This window comes from Dokdonella sp. (genome assembly GCF_044227025.1).
GTDB lineage: Bacteria > Pseudomonadota > Gammaproteobacteria > Xanthomonadales > Rhodanobacteraceae > Dokdonella_A.
In genome coordinates, this window is sequence record NZ_JBGAFX010000006.1 from 265964 (window position 1) to 282514 (window position 16551).

13 protein-coding genes are annotated in these 16551 nt (G+C 65.1%); 11 read left to right on the forward strand and 2 right to left on the reverse strand.

What is annotated here, in order from left to right; genetic code table 11:
- Positions 1-14 precede the first annotated feature (14 nt).
- From ACILRJ_RS15385 to ACILRJ_RS15395, 3 genes are all read left to right on the forward strand, one after another.
- Positions 15-935, forward strand: a complete 921-nt coding sequence (locus tag ACILRJ_RS15385; RefSeq protein WP_395684082.1) for a nucleoside hydrolase — start codon at positions 15-17, stop codon at positions 933-935.
- Positions 936-1048: 113 nt separating this feature from the next.
- Entirely contained in the window at positions 1049-1291 is a 243-nt protein-coding gene (locus tag ACILRJ_RS15390) for a type B 50S ribosomal protein L31 (protein WP_395684083.1), read from the forward strand.
- A gap of 308 nt (positions 1292-1599) precedes the next feature.
- Positions 1600-2895, forward strand: coding sequence for a citrate synthase (locus ACILRJ_RS15395; protein ID WP_395684084.1), 1296 nt, complete (start codon positions 1600-1602; stop codon positions 2893-2895).
- A gap of 200 nt (positions 2896-3095) precedes the next feature.
- On the opposite strand, the gene ACILRJ_RS15400 is transcribed toward ACILRJ_RS15395, so the two are convergent.
- Both ACILRJ_RS15400 and ACILRJ_RS15405 read right to left on the reverse strand, forming a co-directional pair.
- Positions 3096-3710, reverse strand: coding sequence for a hypothetical protein (locus tag ACILRJ_RS15400; RefSeq protein WP_395684085.1), 615 nt, complete (start codon positions 3708-3710; stop codon positions 3096-3098).
- The gene (locus tag ACILRJ_RS15405; RefSeq protein ID WP_395684086.1) at positions 3710-6178 is read right to left on the reverse strand and encodes a penicillin-binding protein 1A; all 2469 of its coding nucleotides are present in this window, start codon (positions 6176-6178) and stop codon (positions 3710-3712) included. The genes ACILRJ_RS15400 and ACILRJ_RS15405 overlap by 1 nt, the downstream gene beginning before the upstream one ends.
- 236 nt (positions 6179-6414) lie before the next feature.
- On the opposite strand from ACILRJ_RS15405, the gene ACILRJ_RS15410 reads away from it, so the two are divergent.
- The 8 genes from ACILRJ_RS15410 (at position 6415) to ACILRJ_RS15445 (ending at position 16545) form a co-directional block, all read left to right on the forward strand.
- Positions 6415-7473 (forward strand): pilus assembly protein PilM, encoded by a 1059-nt coding sequence (locus tag ACILRJ_RS15410; RefSeq protein WP_395684087.1) that lies wholly within the window; start codon positions 6415-6417, stop codon positions 7471-7473.
- Positions 7473-8195 carry a PilN domain-containing protein gene (locus ACILRJ_RS15415; protein WP_395684088.1) on the forward strand — a complete coding sequence of 241 codons (723 nt, stop codon included), beginning with the start codon at positions 7473-7475 and terminating at the stop codon, positions 8193-8195. The genes ACILRJ_RS15410 and ACILRJ_RS15415 overlap by 1 nt, the downstream gene beginning before the upstream one ends.
- On the forward strand, positions 8192-8893 hold the full coding sequence (locus ACILRJ_RS15420) for a type 4a pilus biogenesis protein PilO (protein WP_395684089.1): 702 nt from the start codon (positions 8192-8194) through the stop codon (positions 8891-8893). The genes ACILRJ_RS15415 and ACILRJ_RS15420 overlap by 4 nt, the downstream gene beginning before the upstream one ends.
- 1 nt (position 8894) lies before the next feature.
- Complete coding sequence (locus ACILRJ_RS15425; protein ID WP_395684090.1) at positions 8895-9422, forward strand: pilus assembly protein PilP; 528 nt, start codon at positions 8895-8897, stop codon at positions 9420-9422.
- Between the two features lie 23 nt (positions 9423-9445).
- Positions 9446-11707, forward strand: a complete 2262-nt coding sequence (gene pilQ, locus ACILRJ_RS15430) for a type IV pilus secretin PilQ (protein WP_395684091.1) — start codon at positions 9446-9448, stop codon at positions 11705-11707.
- Between the two features lie 80 nt (positions 11708-11787).
- Complete coding sequence (locus ACILRJ_RS15435) at positions 11788-14049, forward strand: hypothetical protein (protein ID WP_395684092.1); 2262 nt, start codon at positions 11788-11790, stop codon at positions 14047-14049.
- A gap of 205 nt (positions 14050-14254) precedes the next feature.
- Positions 14255-15415: an EAL domain-containing protein gene (locus ACILRJ_RS15440; RefSeq protein WP_395684093.1), complete on the forward strand. Its 1161-nt coding sequence runs from the start codon at positions 14255-14257 to the stop codon at positions 15413-15415.
- Between the two features lie 143 nt (positions 15416-15558).
- Positions 15559-16545: an AAA family ATPase gene (locus ACILRJ_RS15445; RefSeq protein WP_395684094.1), complete on the forward strand. Its 987-nt coding sequence runs from the start codon at positions 15559-15561 to the stop codon at positions 16543-16545.
- The last annotated feature ends 6 nt before the right edge of the window (positions 16546-16551 follow it).

Sequence of the window (16551 nt, forward strand, 5' to 3'; positions counted from 1 at the left end):
CATGGGGAAGGGGCATGACGAGACTGTTGATCGATACCGATCCGGGCGTCGACGACGCGCTGGCGATCCTGATGGCGCACGAGCACGCGCGCATCGAAGGCCTGTGCATCGCCGCCGGCAATGTCGGTCTCGTGCACACCGAGCGCAATGCACTGAAGCTGGTCGAGATGATCGGCGCGGACATTCCGGTCTACTCCGGTTGTCCCTCTCCGCTGGTGCTGCCGGCGCCGGGCGCGGGTTTCGTGCATGGCGAGGACGGTTTCGGCGACACCGCGTACCTTGCGCCGTCGCGCGCGGCCGAGAATGAACACGCCGCGGCGGCGATCGTGCGCATGGGGCGCGAGCATGCGGGCGAGCTGACCCTGGTCGCGCTCGCGCCGCTGACGAACCTCGCGCTCGCGCTGCGACTCGACCCGCAGCTGCCGTCGCGCTTCGCGCGCCTGGTGGTCATGGGCGGCGCGGTGAGCGGGCGCGGCAACATCCACCTCGCGCCGGTGGAGTTCAACATCGGCTTCGATCCGGAGGCCGCGCACGTCGTGTTCTCGTGCTGGCCGGAATTCGACCTGATCGACTGGGAGGCGTGCGTGCGGCACGCGATGCCGCTCGCCCGATTCGATGGACTGCTCGCGGCCGGCGACGCGCGTGCGCGCTTCTACACGGCGATTTCGCGCAAGGCGCGCGCATTCAACGCCGCGCGCGGCCACGGCATGATCGCCGCCGATGCGCTGGCGATGGCGGTCGCACTGGAGCCGGACATGGTCCGGCGCGCGGAACGCCGCCACGTCGGCATCGAGCTTTCCGGCGGCCTGACCCGCGGCGCGACCGTGGTCGACTGGGACCTCCGCATGGGCCGCCCGGCGAACGCTCGGATCGTGCTGGAGGTCGACCAGATGCGCTTCGAGACGCTGGTCGCCGGGGCGCTCGGGGCCGCCTGAGTCGGGGCGCTGACGGCCGAATCAGGGCTTTTTCGTGCCGGTGACTTGCGCGTTCGGCGCCGCGCCGGCTAAACTACCGCTCTTTTATCGCGGCCGTACCGCGGAGCCAGCCCATGAAAGCCGACATTCATCCGACCTACAAGCCGGTCGTGTTCCAGGACATCTCCAGCGACTTCTCGTTCCTGACGAAGTCGACGATGTCGAGCAAGGAATCGATCAAGTGGGAAGATGGCCAGGAATATCCGCTGATCAAGGTGGAAATCTCCAGCCATTCGCACCCGTTCTTCACCGGCAAGCAGAAGGTCGTCGACACCGCGGGTCGCATCGACAAGTTCAAGCGCCGCTACACGAAGTAAGGTCGCCCGACCTTGTTCCGGCTCGCGCGTGTACTCGACGCCGAGCCGAATCCATCCCCTGCAGGATCCGCCTCCACGGACCCGAACCCGACGCCGGCCTCGAGCCGGCGTTCGTGTTTCCTGCAATCCGCCGCGTACGCAGACGGTGTCTGACCGTGCGCAGGCGTACCGACGCCATGGGCGCCATGCAATAATCGTGTGTTGATCGCGGTCCAGTATCGCGGTCGCCCATTGCATTCCAACCGTGCAGCGCGTGGCGCCGGATTACCAGGCGCATCGCGCGCCGCAGCGCCAGAAGGAGCCGCGTCGTGCCAGACAACAAGACCGTCCAGATCACCGATTCCGTGACGAACAAGAGTACCGCGCTGCCGGTCGTCACCGGCACGCTCGGCGATCCGGCTTTCGACATCGGCAAGCTCAACAAGGAAACCGGTTACTTCACGTTCGATCCGGGCTTCATGTCGACCGCGGCGACGCGCAGCGCGGTCACCTTCATCGATGGCGACGCCGGCGTGCTGCTCTACCGCGGCTATCCCATCGACCAGCTCGCCAAGCAGTCGAACTTCCTCGAGGTCGCCTACCTGCTGATCAACGGCGAGTTGCCGAATGCGGCGCAGAACGCCGCATTCGAGCACGAGATCACGCATCACACGATGATGCACGAGGCGCTGAAGAACTTCCTGCACGGCTTCCACTACGACGCGCATCCGATGGCAATGCTGTGCGCCTCGATCGCCTCGTTGTCGGCGTTCTACCACGACACGCTTGACCTCAACGACCCCGAGCAGCGTCGCCTCGCGGCGATCCGCCTGATCGCCAAGATGCCGACGATCGCGGCGGCCGCTTACCGCTATTCGATCGGCTGGCCGATCCGCTATCCGCGCAACAACCTCGACTACGTCACGCGCTTCCTGCACATGATGTTCGAGGTGCCGAGCGAGCCGCTCGATCTCAATCCGGTCGCGGCGAAGGCGCTCGACCTGCTGTTCATCCTGCATGCCGACCATGAGCAGAACGCATCGACCTCGACCGTGCGCCTGGTCGGTTCGACCGGCGCGAATCCTTACGCGTGCGTCGCCGCCGGCATCGCCGCGCTGTGGGGCCCGGCGCACGGCGGCGCGAACGAGGCGGTGCTGAAGATGCTCGGCGAGATCGGCGACGCGAAGAACGTCGGCAAGGCGGTCGAGAAGGCGAAGGACAAGAACTCGGGCTTCCGCCTGATGGGCTTCGGCCATCGCGTCTACAAGAACTTCGACCCGCGCGCGACGATCATCCGCGAGATGTGCCACAAGGTGTTGCAGGACCTCAACGTCAGCGATCCGTTGCTCGATGTTGCGATGGAACTCGAGCAGGCCGCGTTGAAGGATTCGTACTTCGTCGAGCGCAAGCTGTATCCCAACGTCGATTTCTATTCCGGCATCATCTACAAGGCGCTGAAGATCCCGACCGAGATGTTCACCGTGATGTTCGCGATCGCGCGCACCGCCGGCTGGGTCGCGCATTGGCTCGAACAGCACAATGACGCGGAGACCAAAATTGGTCGTCCGCGCCAGATCTACACCGGTTCCGCGCAGCGCGATTTCGTCGCGCTCGGCAAGCGCTGAGGGAGCGGGGCATAGGGAAGATGATGGATCCGTCGGCAATCGACGGATTCGCTGCATCGCGCCCGGGCCCGCGCGCGATGCGGTGGCGCCGCAGTGAAACCGTTCACCCCTCGCAAGCTCGACGCAGGACCCGTTCGCCCTGAGCAGGCCGCAAGGCCGGAGTCGAAGGGTTCTCCGTCGTTGTGGAGGATCGGGCGTGGTCAGTCGCGCGCGGAGTCGTGCAGCAGCGAATCGAGTGCGGCAAGGCTCGCGCGCTGCATCGGGCGCTCGCCGACGCGATCGAGCGGGGCCTGGCGCAGCAGGTCGTACGGCAGCACGGTCACGTCGATCGGCGCGTCGCCCGCGCTGAAACGCAGCGCGGGATAGTCGCGCGTCGTCACGCGATCGACGCGCACGCGCCGCGACACCTCTTCGTAGGCGATCCTGCGCTCCTGCAACTGGGCGAGCACGTCGTTCGGCTGGTCGGTGTACAGGTGCAGGCAGACGGCGGAGTGTACGTCCGCGGTGCCATCGAGCACGGCGCCGACGAGCCGCGGTTCGAAGCGTGCAAAGAAGCGCAGTGCCTCGCGCGCGGCCTCGCGCAGGCGGCGCAGCGTGCGCGGCTGGTCGTCGGCATGGAACAGGCGCTGGTGCTCGCGCAGTGCGTCCTCGACCTCGCTGTTCTTCGGCAGGCTGCTCTCGTCGAAGATGCCGAGGCGTGCGGCCGCCTTCTCCTTCGCGTGGCGGTAGTCGCGCAGGCCGCCTTCGCTCACCAGGCGCGCCGCCTCGATCGCGATGCGCCGACGCAGCTCCTGGGTGGTGCCGCGTCCGCGCATCAGAACACGTCGTAGGCTTCGTGTTGCTCGCTGCTCTCGTCCGTCGCGGGCGGCTGCGAAGCGAGGCGGGTCGCATCCTCGGTCTTCATCACCTCGAGGATCGCGCCGGGATCGCCGGCCGCCGCGAGCAGGCCGCTGGCCGCGTCGATGCGCACGCGTGCGATGCCGGGCGGCATGTCGAACGGCTGCTCCGGCACGTCCTTGAGTGCGACGCGCATGAAATCGATCCAGATCGGCAAGGCCGCCTTCGCGCCGAACTCGCCCCGGCCGAGCGAGCCGAAATCATCGAGGCCAACCCAGCAGCTCGTGACGAGCTTGGCGTTGAAGCCGGTGAACCAGGCGTCGCGATGGTCGTTGGTCGAACCGGTCTTGCCGGCGAGGTCATTGCGCTTGAGCACCATCGCGGCGGCGCCGGTGCCGCGCCTGACCACGTCGCGCATCATCGAGGTGACGAGGTAGGCGTTGCGCGCGTCGATCGCGCGCGGTGCGTCGTGCGTGCTGCCGGTCGCGGCACCGGCGCTGCCGGCATGCGCGTCGCCGAGCGGATTGAGCGAGACGGTCTTGTCGTCCGCGGCGGGCGTGTTCGGCGCGGCGACGGCGTGCTCGCTGCAATGGTTGCAGGCGACGGCGGGATCGGCGTGGTAGACGGTCTTGCCGTCGCGGTCGTCGATCGCGCTGATCAGGTACGGGTCCACGAGATAGCCGCCGTTGGCGAACACCGCATAGCCGCGTGCCATCGCGATCGGCGCGACCGCGGCGGTGCCGAGCGCCATCGACAGGTTCTCGGGGATCTGGTCGGGGGTGAGGCCGAAGCGGGTGATGTACTCGCGCGCATAGCGCACGCCGATCGCGTCGAGCAGGCGCACCGAGACGAGATTCACCGACTTCACCAGTGCTTCGCGCAGGCGGATCGGCCCCTGGAACGTGTCGTCGTCGTTCTTCGGCGTCCATACGCCGTCCGGCTTGGACGGGTCGGGAAACTGCACGGGCGCGTCGTTGAGGACGGAGGCCGGCGTGAAGCCGTGTTCGAACGAGGCCGAGTACAGGAACGGCTTGAAACCCGAGCCCGGCTGGCGCGCGCTCTGCGTCGCGCGATTGAACTTGCTGCGCTGGAAGCTGAAGCCGCCGACGAGGCTGCGGACGGCGCCATCCTGCGGGTCCAGCGCGACCAGCGCGGCTTCGGCGCCCGGCAATTGCGACAACTTCCAGGCGCCTACGTCGTCGCGCGCAACGCGCACGATGTCGCCGCGCTTGAGCACGTCGGCGACCGACTTCGGCACGGCGCCGCGGCGATCCTCGTCGATATGCGGTCGCGCCCAGGCGAGGCTGGCCAGCTCCAGCGTCGTGTTCTGGCCGTCGGCGAGATACAGCGTCGCAGACTGCTTGTCGCTGGCGGTAACGAGGGCGGGCGTCAGTCCGCCGATGGTGCGGTAGTCGTCCAGCTTTTCCGCCCACGCCTGCGGCCCGCTGTCCGCCGCCAGCTCGACATGCCCCTCCGCACCGCGCCAGCCATGGCGCTGGTCGTAGTTGATCAGGCCGTTGCGCAACGCGCTCTCGGCCGCTTCCTGCAAGGTGGAATCGAGCGTCGTGCGGACGCGATACCCGTCGGTGAGCGCGTTGTTGCCGAGGCGTTCGATCGCTTCGAGGCGAACCAGCTCGGCGAAATACGGCGCATCGATTTCGACCGGCGCCTCATGCGGTTGCGCGCTGTCCGACTCGCCCATCGCGAGGTCGTAGTCGGCCTTGCCGATGAAGTGGTTGTCGAGCATGCGGCCGAGCACGTACGCGCGGCGCTCGCGTGCGCGTTGCGGACGGCTCAGCGGATTGCCGGTCGACGGGAATTTCGGAATCGACGCGAGCATCGCGCACTCGGCCAGGCTGAGCTGGGCAAGCGACTTGCCGTAGTAGAACTCCGCCGCGGCGGCCACGCCGTAGGAGCGATGACCGAAGAAGCTCTTGTTGAGGTAGAGCTCGAGGATCTCGTCCTTGCTCAGCGCATTCTCGATGCGGAACGCGAGGAAGATCTCCGACAGCTTGCGCGTGTAGCTGACTTCCGAACTCAGGAAGAACATGCGCGCGACCTGCTGCGTGATCGTGCTGCCGCCGGCTACGTGCTTGCTGCCGGTGGTGACGGTCAGCCACACCGCACGCAGGATGCCACCCAGGTCGATTCCGCGGTGGTTGTAGAAATCCGCGTCCTCGGCGGCGAGGAACGCCTGCTTCAGTTGTTCGGGGACGTTTTCGATGCGCACCGGCGTGCGTTTGGTCTCGCCGAACGTCGCGATCAGCTTGCCATCGGCGGAATCGATGCGCAGCGGTACCTGCAGGCGCACGTCCTTGAGGGTTTCGACCGATGGAAGACCGGGCGCGATGAGCCAGTAGGCGGTGCCGATCGCGAGTCCGCCGAGGAGGACACCGGCCAGCGCCAGATACAGCGCATAGCGCAGGAGGCGGAGAAAGATCGTCATGCGGCGAGACTTGTGATGCTAGTCAAAGTATGTGCGGTAAGTGTCGGAGTATAGAGCGTATGCTGTCGCTGCGGACAGGTGTCCGGGCAGGGACAGCGGGGAAAATCACCGATAAGCCACTGTCTTGCCTGAATTTTGACACAGGTACTGGACAGCTGTTGAAAAACCGTTAATCATCGTATTTAATGTAACGGCGCATCTTTCGCTCGTAAGGGCGCGTGGGAAGGGGAAAAAGTGTGGGCCTGTTCACACCTAAAGCGCCGCCGCTGATCGGCGTCGACATCAGCTCCACCGCGGTCAAGCTGCTCCAGCTGGCCCAGGTCGGTGGTCGTTATCGCGTGGAGCACTACGCGGTCGAGCCATTGCCGCCGAATGCGGTGGTTGAAAAGAACATCGTCGAGGTCGAAGCCGTGGGCGAAGCGATTCGCCGCGCCTTCAACCGCTCGGGGACCCGCACGAAGTTCGCCGCCGCCGCCGTCGCGGGATCGGCCGTGATCACCAAGGTGATCCCGATGCCGGGCGACCTGTCCGACGAGGACATGGAAGCCCAGATCCAGGTCGAGGCGAACCAGTACATCCCGTATCCGATCGAGGAAGTCAGTCTCGACTTCGAGGTGCTCGGTCCGATCAAGGACAATCCGGACATGGTCAACGTCCTGCTCGCTGCCTCGCGCACCGAGAACGTCGACCTGCGCATCGCCGCGCTCGATCTGGGCGGCCTCGGCGCCAAGGTCATGGACGTCGAAGCGTTCGCGATGGAGAACGCGTTCAAGCTGATCTCGGACCAGTTGTCGGTGCCGAAGGACGCGGTGGTCGCGGTCGTCGACGTCGGCGCCACCATGACCACCCTGATCGTCCTCAAGAATCAGCGCACGATCTATTCGCGCGAGCAGGTCTTCGGCGGCAAGCAGCTCACCGACGAGGTGATGCGCCGCTATGGCCTCAGCTATGAGGAAGCCGGGCTGGCCAAGCGCCAGGGCGGCTTGCCCGAATCGTACGAGACCGAAGTGCTGGAGCCTTTCAAGGAAGCGATGGTCCAGCAGATCAGTCGCCTGTTGCAGTTCTTCTTCGCCGGCAGCGAATACAGCCGCGTCGACCAGGTCGTGCTCGCTGGCGGCTGTGCTTCGATTCCGGGAATCGCCGACATGGTCGAGGAGCACCTCGGCGTGCCGTGCATCGTCGCCAACCCGCTCGCCGACATGTCGCTCTCCGGTCGCGTCCAGGCGCAAACGCTCGCCCAGGATGCGCCCGCGCTGATGATTGCCTGCGGGCTCGCGCTCAGGAGCTTCGACTGATGGCCAACATCAACCTCCTGCCTTGGCGAGCCGAACGGCGCAAGCTGCGTGAGCGCGAGTTCTACATGATGCTCGCGGTCGCGGCCGCGGGCGCGATCCTCGCATTTCTCGCCGCGATGTCCTGGATGAGTCACCTGATCAGCTCGCAGGAGGCGGACAACGCCTACCTGCAGCAGGAGATCACGGCACTGGACAAGAAGATCGAGGAAATCAAGGAACTGGACAAGCGCCGCTCCCAGTTGCTGACGCGCAAGGAAATCATCGAGCAACTTCAGTCCAACCGCTCGCAGATGGTCCATCTGTTCGACGAGATGGTGAAGACGATTCCGGATGGTGCGCGCCTCTCCACGATGAAACAGGCGGGCGACACGCTGACGCTCGAGGGCACCGCGGAATCGAACTCGCGCGTCGCCAGCTACATGCGCAACATCGACAATTCGCCCTGGATGGGTCGCACGGACCTCAGCAAGATCGAGAACAAGGCCGGAGTCAAGGAAGCCGACAAGAAGATGCCCTATCAGTTCTCCTTGGAAGTCAAGCTGCACAAGCCTGACGAGGCGAAGAAAGCCGAGGCGACAAAGGACGATCAGAAGGGTGATCAGACCGATGCCGCCAAGGCGCAATCGCCAAAGGCGGCGGGCGATGAATCGGCGGGCGGCGTGAAGGCGCCTGCCGATACCAAGATGCCAGCAGCTCCGGCCACGACGGGGGAGAAGAAATGAGCTTCCTCGACGATCTGAGAAATCTGGACCGCAACAACATCGGCGGTTGGTCGAAGGGCGTAAAGTTCTTCTTCGCCGCACTCATCGTTGCCGTGATCCTTCTTGCCGGCTGGTGGTTCGTCATCCGCGGCCAGCAGGACGAACTCACGAACGTGCAGGCAAAGGAACTCACGCTGAAGAAGGAGTTCGCCGACAAGCAGGGCAAGGTCGTCAATCTCGAGGCCTATCGCAAGCAGCTGGCGGACATGGAAGAGATGCTGCAGACGATGCTGCGGCAGCTGCCGAGTCGTACCGAGATGCCCGACCTGCTGAACAACATCACGCAGGCCGCGCTCAGTGCCGGAATCGAGACGCAACTGTTCCAGCCCGGCGGAGAGGTCATGAAGGACTTCTATGCCGAGAAGCCCATCGCGCTGAAGATGCTCGGTACCTATCACCAGTTCGGCACGTTCATCAGCAATGTCGCATCGCTGCCGCGCGTAGTGATCCTCACGATGCATGACGTGTCGTTGAAGCCTGCGGGAGCCGAGGCAGGCAAGAGCGCTCCTGCCGGTCAGCTGCTGCTTGAAGGCACGGTAAAGACCTATCGCTACCTGGACGACGAAGAGCAGGCGAATGCTGCGGCTGCCGCAGCCGCAAAGGCCGGCAAGGCCGCGCCGGCCAGACCGGCGGCGAAGGCCAAGGCGGGAGGGGAATGAGATGAGCAAGGTGATCACATTCCCGTTGCGCATGGCGGGCATTCTTGCGGTAGTTGCGCTGGTCGGTTGCAGCCAGGGCGAGTCACCGCAGCAATGGGTCGCGCGCGAAAAGGCGAAGAAGGGTGCGCCGTTGGCGCCACTGCCCGTCATCAAGACCTTCGAGGCGTTCCTGTACAAGGATCAGGATCTGCGTGATCCGTTCGGACTGAGTCTGGAAGAGCAGGACCAGGCCAACAGCAGCGGACCGCATCCGGACCAGAACCGACCGCGCGAAGCCCTGGAATCGTTCCCGCTGGATGGGCTCAAGATGTCGGGAACACTCGGGTCATCCAAGAGCATGGAAGGATTGCTCCGGGATCCCGATGGAGTAGTCCATCGCATTCGTGTCGGCAACTACATCGGCCAGAACTACGGTCGCATCATCGGCATCGCCGAGGATCACATCGACCTGGTCGAGCTGGTCCCGAACGGTGCCGGCGGCTGGATGGAACGGCAGGCAAAGATTTCCCTCGGCGATACCAAGCAATGACCGATTCATTGGGGACGAAGCTCATGACCACGACATTCGCTGCAACCTCGGAGCGCAAGTTCGCCTTCCGCGCGGTGCGGTCTCACCTGCTTGGAATCCTGGCCTTCGTGGGCCTCGTTCTCGGTGCGAGCGCGCATGCGGAGAGCGTGCTGGAGGACATCGCGTACACGGCCCTGCCAGGCGGCAAGGTCGAGGTCACGCTGAAGTTCACCGGTCCGGCCATCGCGCCTCAGGTATTCTCGACCGAGAATCCGCCGAGCATCGCGCTCGATTTCGCCGACACGCGCAATGCCTTCAGCAAGCGCAAGGTCGACGTCGGCGCTGGCGCGGTATCCGCGGTGTCGGCGATCGAGGCAGCCGGACGCACTCGCGTCGTTGCCGATTTGTTCCGCATGGCGGGATACGACACCCGCGTGAACGGCAACAACGTCGTCCTCTCGATCAACAACGGTATCGTCGGCTCATCGACGGTCGCCGCTTCCGCCGCCAAGGCGGATCCGACCAAGGCGGTCGGCGGAGGACAGAACGTCGAGCTTTCCAATGTCGATTTCCGCCGTGGCAAGAATGGCGAGGGCCGCGTCGTCGTGAGCTTCAGCGGTCCCGGCGCGTCGGCGAATCTGCGTCGCGAGGGCAACAACATCGTCCTCGATCTTCTCAACGTGAAGCTGGCTGCGAGCCAGGCACAACATCTCGATGTGCTTGATTTCGCCACTCCGGTGCAGTCGATCGATACCCGCGTGCGTGGTGCCGGCGTGCACATGGAGATCGTCGCCAAGCAACCGTACGAACAACTCGCGTACCAAAGCGGCAACGAATACGTGGTCGAGGTCGCTCCGAAGAAGGAAGAGAAGCTCAAGGGCAAGAACGCCGAGCCGGATTACAACGGCAGCCGGGTCACGTTCAATTTCCAGGACATCCCGACGCGCTCGGTGCTGCAGCTGATCGCGGACGTGTCCGACCTCAACATCGTCGTCTCGGACAGCGTGCAGGGCAATGTGACCTTGCGCCTGATCAACGTGCCGTGGGACCAGGCGCTCGACATCGTGCTGCAGGCGAAGGGTCTCGACAAGCGCCGTCGTGGCAACGTCATCTGGGTCGCCCCGCAGAAGGAGATCGCCGATCGCGAGGAAGCGATTGCCGATGCGCGTCTGAAAATGGAAGACAAGGACGAGCTCATCACCGACTACATCCCGGTCAGCTACGGCAAGGCAAAGGACATCGCCGCGTTGCTCACCAAGGACACGCAGACCAACAGCGCCGGCGGCACAGCAACAACGGGATCGCAGGTGCAGCGCGGTTTCCTGTCTTCCCGCGGCAGCGTGACGTTCGACGACCGCACCAATACGCTGCTGGTCAGCGACATCCCGTCGAAGGTCCAGGAGATTCGCCAGCTTATCGCCGTGCTTGATCGTCCGGTGCAGCAGGTGCTGATCGAGTCGCGCATCGTGATTGCGACCGACAGTTTCGCCCGCGAACTCGGCGTCAAGTTCGGTGTGACCGGCGCGCGTCGCGACAGCAACGGCAACGTGGTCGCGTCCAGCGGAAATTCACTCGGCGCCGACTACATGATCGATCAGGCGTTCGCCGGGCGTCTGACCCCGGGCGGCACTCCCTATCCGATCTTCCCGCCGGGCCTCAATGGCGGTCGCGTCACGCAGGAGGGCAACGTCCTGAACAATCGCTACAATGTGAACATGCCGGTAACCAATCCCGCCGGCAGCCTCGGGCTGGCGATTCTCGGTGCGGACTACCTGCTTGATCTCGAGCTCTCGGCGGCGCAGACCGAGGGTCGTGGTGAAGTCATTTCGAGTCCGCGCGTGATCACGGCCAACCAGCAGGAAGCGGACATCAAGCAGGGACAGGAAATTGGTTACGTCACGATTTCGGCGGGCAGTGGTGGCGGTATCGGCACCCCGACCGTCAACTTCAAGGACGTCGTGCTCGAGCTCAAGGTCACCCCGACGATCACCGCGGACGACCGCGTCGTCTTGAACCTCAACGTCAAGAAGGACAATGTCGCCGGCTTCGTCGACAGCCCGGGTGGCGGTCAGGTGCCGACCATCGACAAACGCGAAATCAGCACCGAGGTACTGGTCGACAACGGCCAGACCGTCGTGCTCGGTGGCGTCTACGAGGTAAGCAAGTCGGAGACGCAGAAAAAGGTGCCGATGCTCGGCGACATCCCGATTCTCGGCAACCTGTTCAAGAACCGGGGCCGGCAGGACAACAAGGCGGAGCTCCTGATCTTCGTCACGCCGCGCATCCTCAGCGACAACCTGAAATAAGTGCGGTCGCTGTAACGAATCCCGCGCATTGAATCGCGGATCATCGACTGCAACCGAATTCGCTGGACTGGAGATAGCACATGAAATTTTTCGGCAAGACCCTGGGGCTGATGCTCGCCGGCCTCGCGCTGGCCGGCTGTGGTGGCGGTGGCGGTGACGGTGGAACCTTCATTCCGCAGAGCGGAACGATCACGCTGACCGCGTCGACGACGACGTTGCCATTGAATACGGCCGGCTATGATCCAGCCCAACGCGGCGCACCCACGCAGGCCGAAGTTACTGCGATTTGGCGTAACCCCGACGGGTCTCTGGTCACCGGCCACGACATCTCGGTCAGTATTTCGCCGATCACGGTCGCGGCCATTTCCTGCCTTGCGGCCGGCAGCGGCGGCGCCGGCGGCGGTGGTGCGACATGTGGAACCACCAGCGACCTCTATGGCCAGGTGACGATCGCAGGGACCAATGGCCAAGCCACGTTCTTCGTGAATTCGCGCCTGACCGCCGGTACCGCGAATCTCGTCGTGAGTGCGATTGATCCGACGACATTGCGCACCGTGAGCGCCAGCGTGGCATTTACCGTTACCAGCGGCGTCGGTACGAATCCCGCGACTGTCGCGCTGGTACCAGACCCGCCCGGCGTATACCTGCCGAGTTCCGGTGGCAGCTCCAATTCGGTCATCACCGCGACGGTGCGCGATGGTGGCGCCCAGCTGGTGCCCGATCCGGCGAGTGGCACTGACAACCTTCGATACGAGATCCTGAGCGAAGCCGGCAACGCATTGCTGACGGCGGCCTCGGCGAGTGGTTCGGCGAGCGGCACGAGTGTGACGACGCATACGGTCCATGGCGTCGCGACCGCTTCGTTCCAGGCGGGCGATTCGACCCCCCAAGGACCGATCCAGATTCGAGCGACAGCCGACCGCGCCGACAACAATGTCAGCAATGGCATCCAGGATCCGGTCAGCTTCACCACTTCGGTGATCGTCTCCGACGGCAAGCTTTACAGCATCACGATCACCTCGCCGGACACGAACGCGATCCTGGTGAACACGGTTTCGGATCAGGTTTCTGCGGATATTCCCCCGCCCGATCCGGATGCCACCTACAGCTTGACGGTCAGCGCGCTCGGTACCGACCGCCAGGGCAATCCGGTGCTGCCGGGTACGCCCATCCGTTTCGGCTCGATCGACGAGCCGGTGGGCACGTTCAATGCGGGTGTCGATGCGAACCGCTTCCTGATTGCAGGCGGCGACGGCAATCCGCAGGAGGGCGGCACGCTGTTCACCGCGCCGGGCGGGCACTTCCGTACCGCGGGCGGTGGAGCGGGTCCGGGCGATGCGCTGGTCGTGTTCGGCAAGACCCAGCATGGCGCACCCCAGGGGAATGAAGACCTCGAGAGCGCATTGACGGTAGCGCGCGTCAATTCCGAGACGAGCCTGAACACGAGCTCTCCGTTCAACAACAACGACACCACCGGCACGAGCGTGGATTACGGCAACGTACTGGATTACATCGTTGGCCGCAGCCAGCACGGCAACATCACGGCGAGCGCGACGACCAACAATCTGGGCGTCGCCCACGCTACCTTGAACTACACGGTCAGCACGCTCGGCCACATCGTTGCGATGTGGGCGCAGGGCGATGGCATCGACCGCGTGACGCAGGGTGCGCGACGCGTCACCGATGCAGTCGAGCTGGTCTATCCGGGCGTGGCGCCGGCGACCTTGGTTGCTTTCCCGTCGCCGATCCCGGGCAACACCGTGACGCCGGTAACCGTGTGCTTCCGCGATGCGCTGAACTCTCCGATCCAGGGTGTCCATATCGGCTTCCAGATGCAGCTTGGTGGCGGTACGGGCAACATCGACGGCAACGGCACCAGCGGTACGCTCGACAATGCGACCGGGCCGGACGGTTGCGCGGACGCAATCGTGACGACCAGCGGCATGCCGGTGAGCAGTGGAGCCGGGGCTGCAGGCAGCATCACGTTCAGCGTCGGCGGTGCGACGGCCCAGGTCGATATCATCGTGCAGCTCGCCTTCCTTTCGAATGGCGGTGTTGGACGCATCTGCACCAACAGCGCGCCAACGGCGGTGGTAACGGTGAAGGCATTCACGACCACGGGCGCGCCCGCTGCGGGCGTGTCGATCACCGCCGTCTGCTCCGGCGGAACGGCGACTCCGGGCACCTCGGTCACCGGGCAGAACGGTTCAGCAACATTCAACGTCACCGGTACTCCGGACTCGACGACCACCTGCACGTTTACCGCCCAGGGCGTCGCGCCACTGACCCTCACCGTCCTGATCCCGGGTGCGGACGATTTCAGTCCGCCGTGCGGGCCGTGACGAATCGGCAATGAACCGAGTAGAAGGGCCGCAGCGATGCGGCCCTTCTTCTTTTCCGGCGTTGCGACGTACTGGATGCGGCAAGCGATCTGCATCCGACGCTCGGCGCCACGCACGTCGCGAAGCCTGCAACGTGCGAGCGGGCGATGTACGATCCGGCTACGTCCACGTGCCCGCGCACCGGTGGCATCCAGGGGGATCGCGCTTGCAGCCCTACAGCGAGTTGTTCAAGGCCGGCGAGCTCGTGTTCGCCGAGGGTGACGCGCCGTCCGGCGCGTACCTGATCGAATCCGGCCGCATCGAGATCAGCACGACCCAGCTCGGCGAGCCGCGCGTGCTCGGCGTGCTGGGCCCCGGCATGCTGCTCGGCGAAATGGCGGTGCTCGACGAATCCACGCGCACCGCGACGGCGCGCGCATTGACCGACTGTCGCCTGATCCTCATCGGCAAGGACCAGTTTGCCGAACGGCTTGCCGCGGCAGATCCTGTCGTCCGCGCGCTGCTGATGAGCCAGTTGACGCGCTACCGCTCCGCGCTTGCGACCCTGACCGGCGATACGCGCGATGCCGGAAGCGCCGCGACGGTCGAGCCGCACGAGGCGTTTGCGCTCGGCAAGATCCGCCTCGAAAGCGAGTTGCGCGCGGCGCTTGAGCGCAAGGAACTGGAGCTGCGCCTGCAACCGATCGAGGAGATCGTCAGCGGTCGCATCGCCGGCTACGAGGCGCTCGTGCGCTGGACCCATCCCGAGCGCGGTGCGGTTTCGCCGGCCGAGTTCATCCGGCTTGCCGAAGAGACCTCGCTGATCCTGCCGATCGGCGACTACGTGCTGGAACGCGCGTGCGACATGCTGGTCGAACTGCGCAAGCGCGGGTTCAAGCCGCTGCCGTTCATCGCGGCGAACCTGTCGGGCCGGCAGATCGATGATCCGACCCTGGTCGAGCGGATCCTGGCCCTGCTGCGTGCACGCGACCTGCCGCCCGACCGGCTCAAGCTGGAAGTCACCGAAAGCCTCGTGATGGACCATGCGCGCATCGGCGAATTGCTCGCGCGCTGCCACGCCGTCGGCATGCCGGTTGCGCTCGACGATTTCGGTACCGGCTATTCGAACCTCGGGCCGCTGCTGACCTTGAATTTCGACCAGATCAAGCTCGATGCGAGCTTCATCCGCGCGCTCGACCGCCCGCGAGGCGTGGCGATGGTCGGCGTGATCGTCGGCATGGCGCATGCGCTCGATTGCGACCTCATTGCCGAAGGCGTCGAGACACGCGAGCAGCGCGAAGTCCTGCATCGACTCGGGTGCCGCTACGCGCAGGGCTGGCTGGTCGGCAAGCCGCTTTCGCTCGAAGACGTGCTCGGCCGGCACTGACCGGAAGCGATTGCAGGCGCCCCGGCGCATGCCGCGGCCATGCTGCGTGAACGGTTCCATGATGGATCGCGAAACCAAACGTGCCCTGCGCTGTCCGAGCTGGCACCAACCCGTGCGATCATCGGATTTTCCCCGGACAGCCCATGGACATGCCAGAACCGACCACGGCATCCGCCGCCTTCGCTGCGCTGCGCGACGAGCTGCGCACCTGCATCATCGGCCAGGAGGGCCTCATCGATCGCTTGCTGATTGCGCTGCTCGCGGACGGCCACTTGCTGGTCGAGGGCGCGCCCGGGCTTGCCAAGACCACCGCGATCAAGGAACTGGCGGCGCGCATCGAAGCGGACTTCCACCGCGTACAGTTCACCCCGGACCTGCTGCCGGCGGATCTGACCGGTACCGAGATCTATCGGCCGCAAACGACCAGCTTCGAGTTCCAGCGTGGCCCGATCTTCCATAACCTGATCCTCGCCGACGAAGTCAATCGCGCTCCGGCCAAAGTGCAATCCGCGCTGCTCGAGGCGATGGGTGAGCGCCAGGTCACGGTCGGGCGCGACACCTATGCGTTGCCGGCGCTGTTCCTCGTGATGGCGACGCAGAATCCGATCGAGCAGGAGGGCACCTATCCGTTGCCGGAAGCGCAACTCGATCGTTTCCTGCTGCATGTGCGCGTCGGCTACCCGGACGCCACTTCCGAGGCGGCGATCCTGCGCTTCGCGCGCGAACGTGCGCGCGAAGCGCTGGCGACCCCGGTGGCGGCGTCGCGCAAGCTCAGCCAGCAGCAAGTGTTCGACGCGCGTCGCGAAGTCCTCGCATTGCACCTCGCGCCGCAGCTCGAGACCTACATCGTGCAGCTGGTGCTGGCTACGCGCGAGCCTTCGCCCTTTGGTGCCGAGCTTGCCCGCTACGTCGCCTATGGCGCGAGCCCTCGCGGCACCATCGCACTCGACCGCTGCGCTCGCGCGCATGCATGGCTGTGCGGCCGCGACTACGTCACGCCCGAAGACGTGCACGCAATCGCCGCCGACGTGCTGCGCCATCGCGTGCTGCTGAGCTACGAGGCGGAAGCGGAGGGCGTCAGCGCCGACCGCGTCGTCGCAATGCTGCTCGAGCGTGTGCCGCTGCCTTGAAGGTCG

Coding starts and splice junctions, on each gene's coding strand:
- ACILRJ_RS15385 (WP_395684082.1), top strand. CDS start 15: ATGACGAGACTGTTGATCGATACCGATCCGGGCGTCGACGACGCGCTG.
- ACILRJ_RS15390 (WP_395684083.1), top strand. CDS start 1,049: ATGAAAGCCGACATTCATCCGACCTACAAGCCGGTCGTGTTCCAGGAC.
- ACILRJ_RS15400 (WP_395684085.1), bottom strand. CDS start 3,710: ATGCGCGGACGCGGCACCACCCAGGAGCTGCGTCGGCGCATCGCGATC.
- ACILRJ_RS15405 (WP_395684086.1), bottom strand. CDS start 6,178: ATGACGATCTTTCTCCGCCTCCTGCGCTATGCGCTGTATCTGGCGCTG.
- ACILRJ_RS15415 (WP_395684088.1), top strand. CDS start 7,473: ATGGCCAACATCAACCTCCTGCCTTGGCGAGCCGAACGGCGCAAGCTG.
- ACILRJ_RS15420 (WP_395684089.1), top strand. CDS start 8,192: ATGAGCTTCCTCGACGATCTGAGAAATCTGGACCGCAACAACATCGGC.
- ACILRJ_RS15425 (WP_395684090.1), top strand. CDS start 8,895: ATGAGCAAGGTGATCACATTCCCGTTGCGCATGGCGGGCATTCTTGCG.
- pilQ (WP_395684091.1), top strand. CDS start 9,446: ATGACCACGACATTCGCTGCAACCTCGGAGCGCAAGTTCGCCTTCCGC.
- ACILRJ_RS15435 (WP_395684092.1), top strand. CDS start 11,788: ATGAAATTTTTCGGCAAGACCCTGGGGCTGATGCTCGCCGGCCTCGCG.
- ACILRJ_RS15445 (WP_395684094.1), top strand. CDS start 15,559: ATGGACATGCCAGAACCGACCACGGCATCCGCCGCCTTCGCTGCGCTG.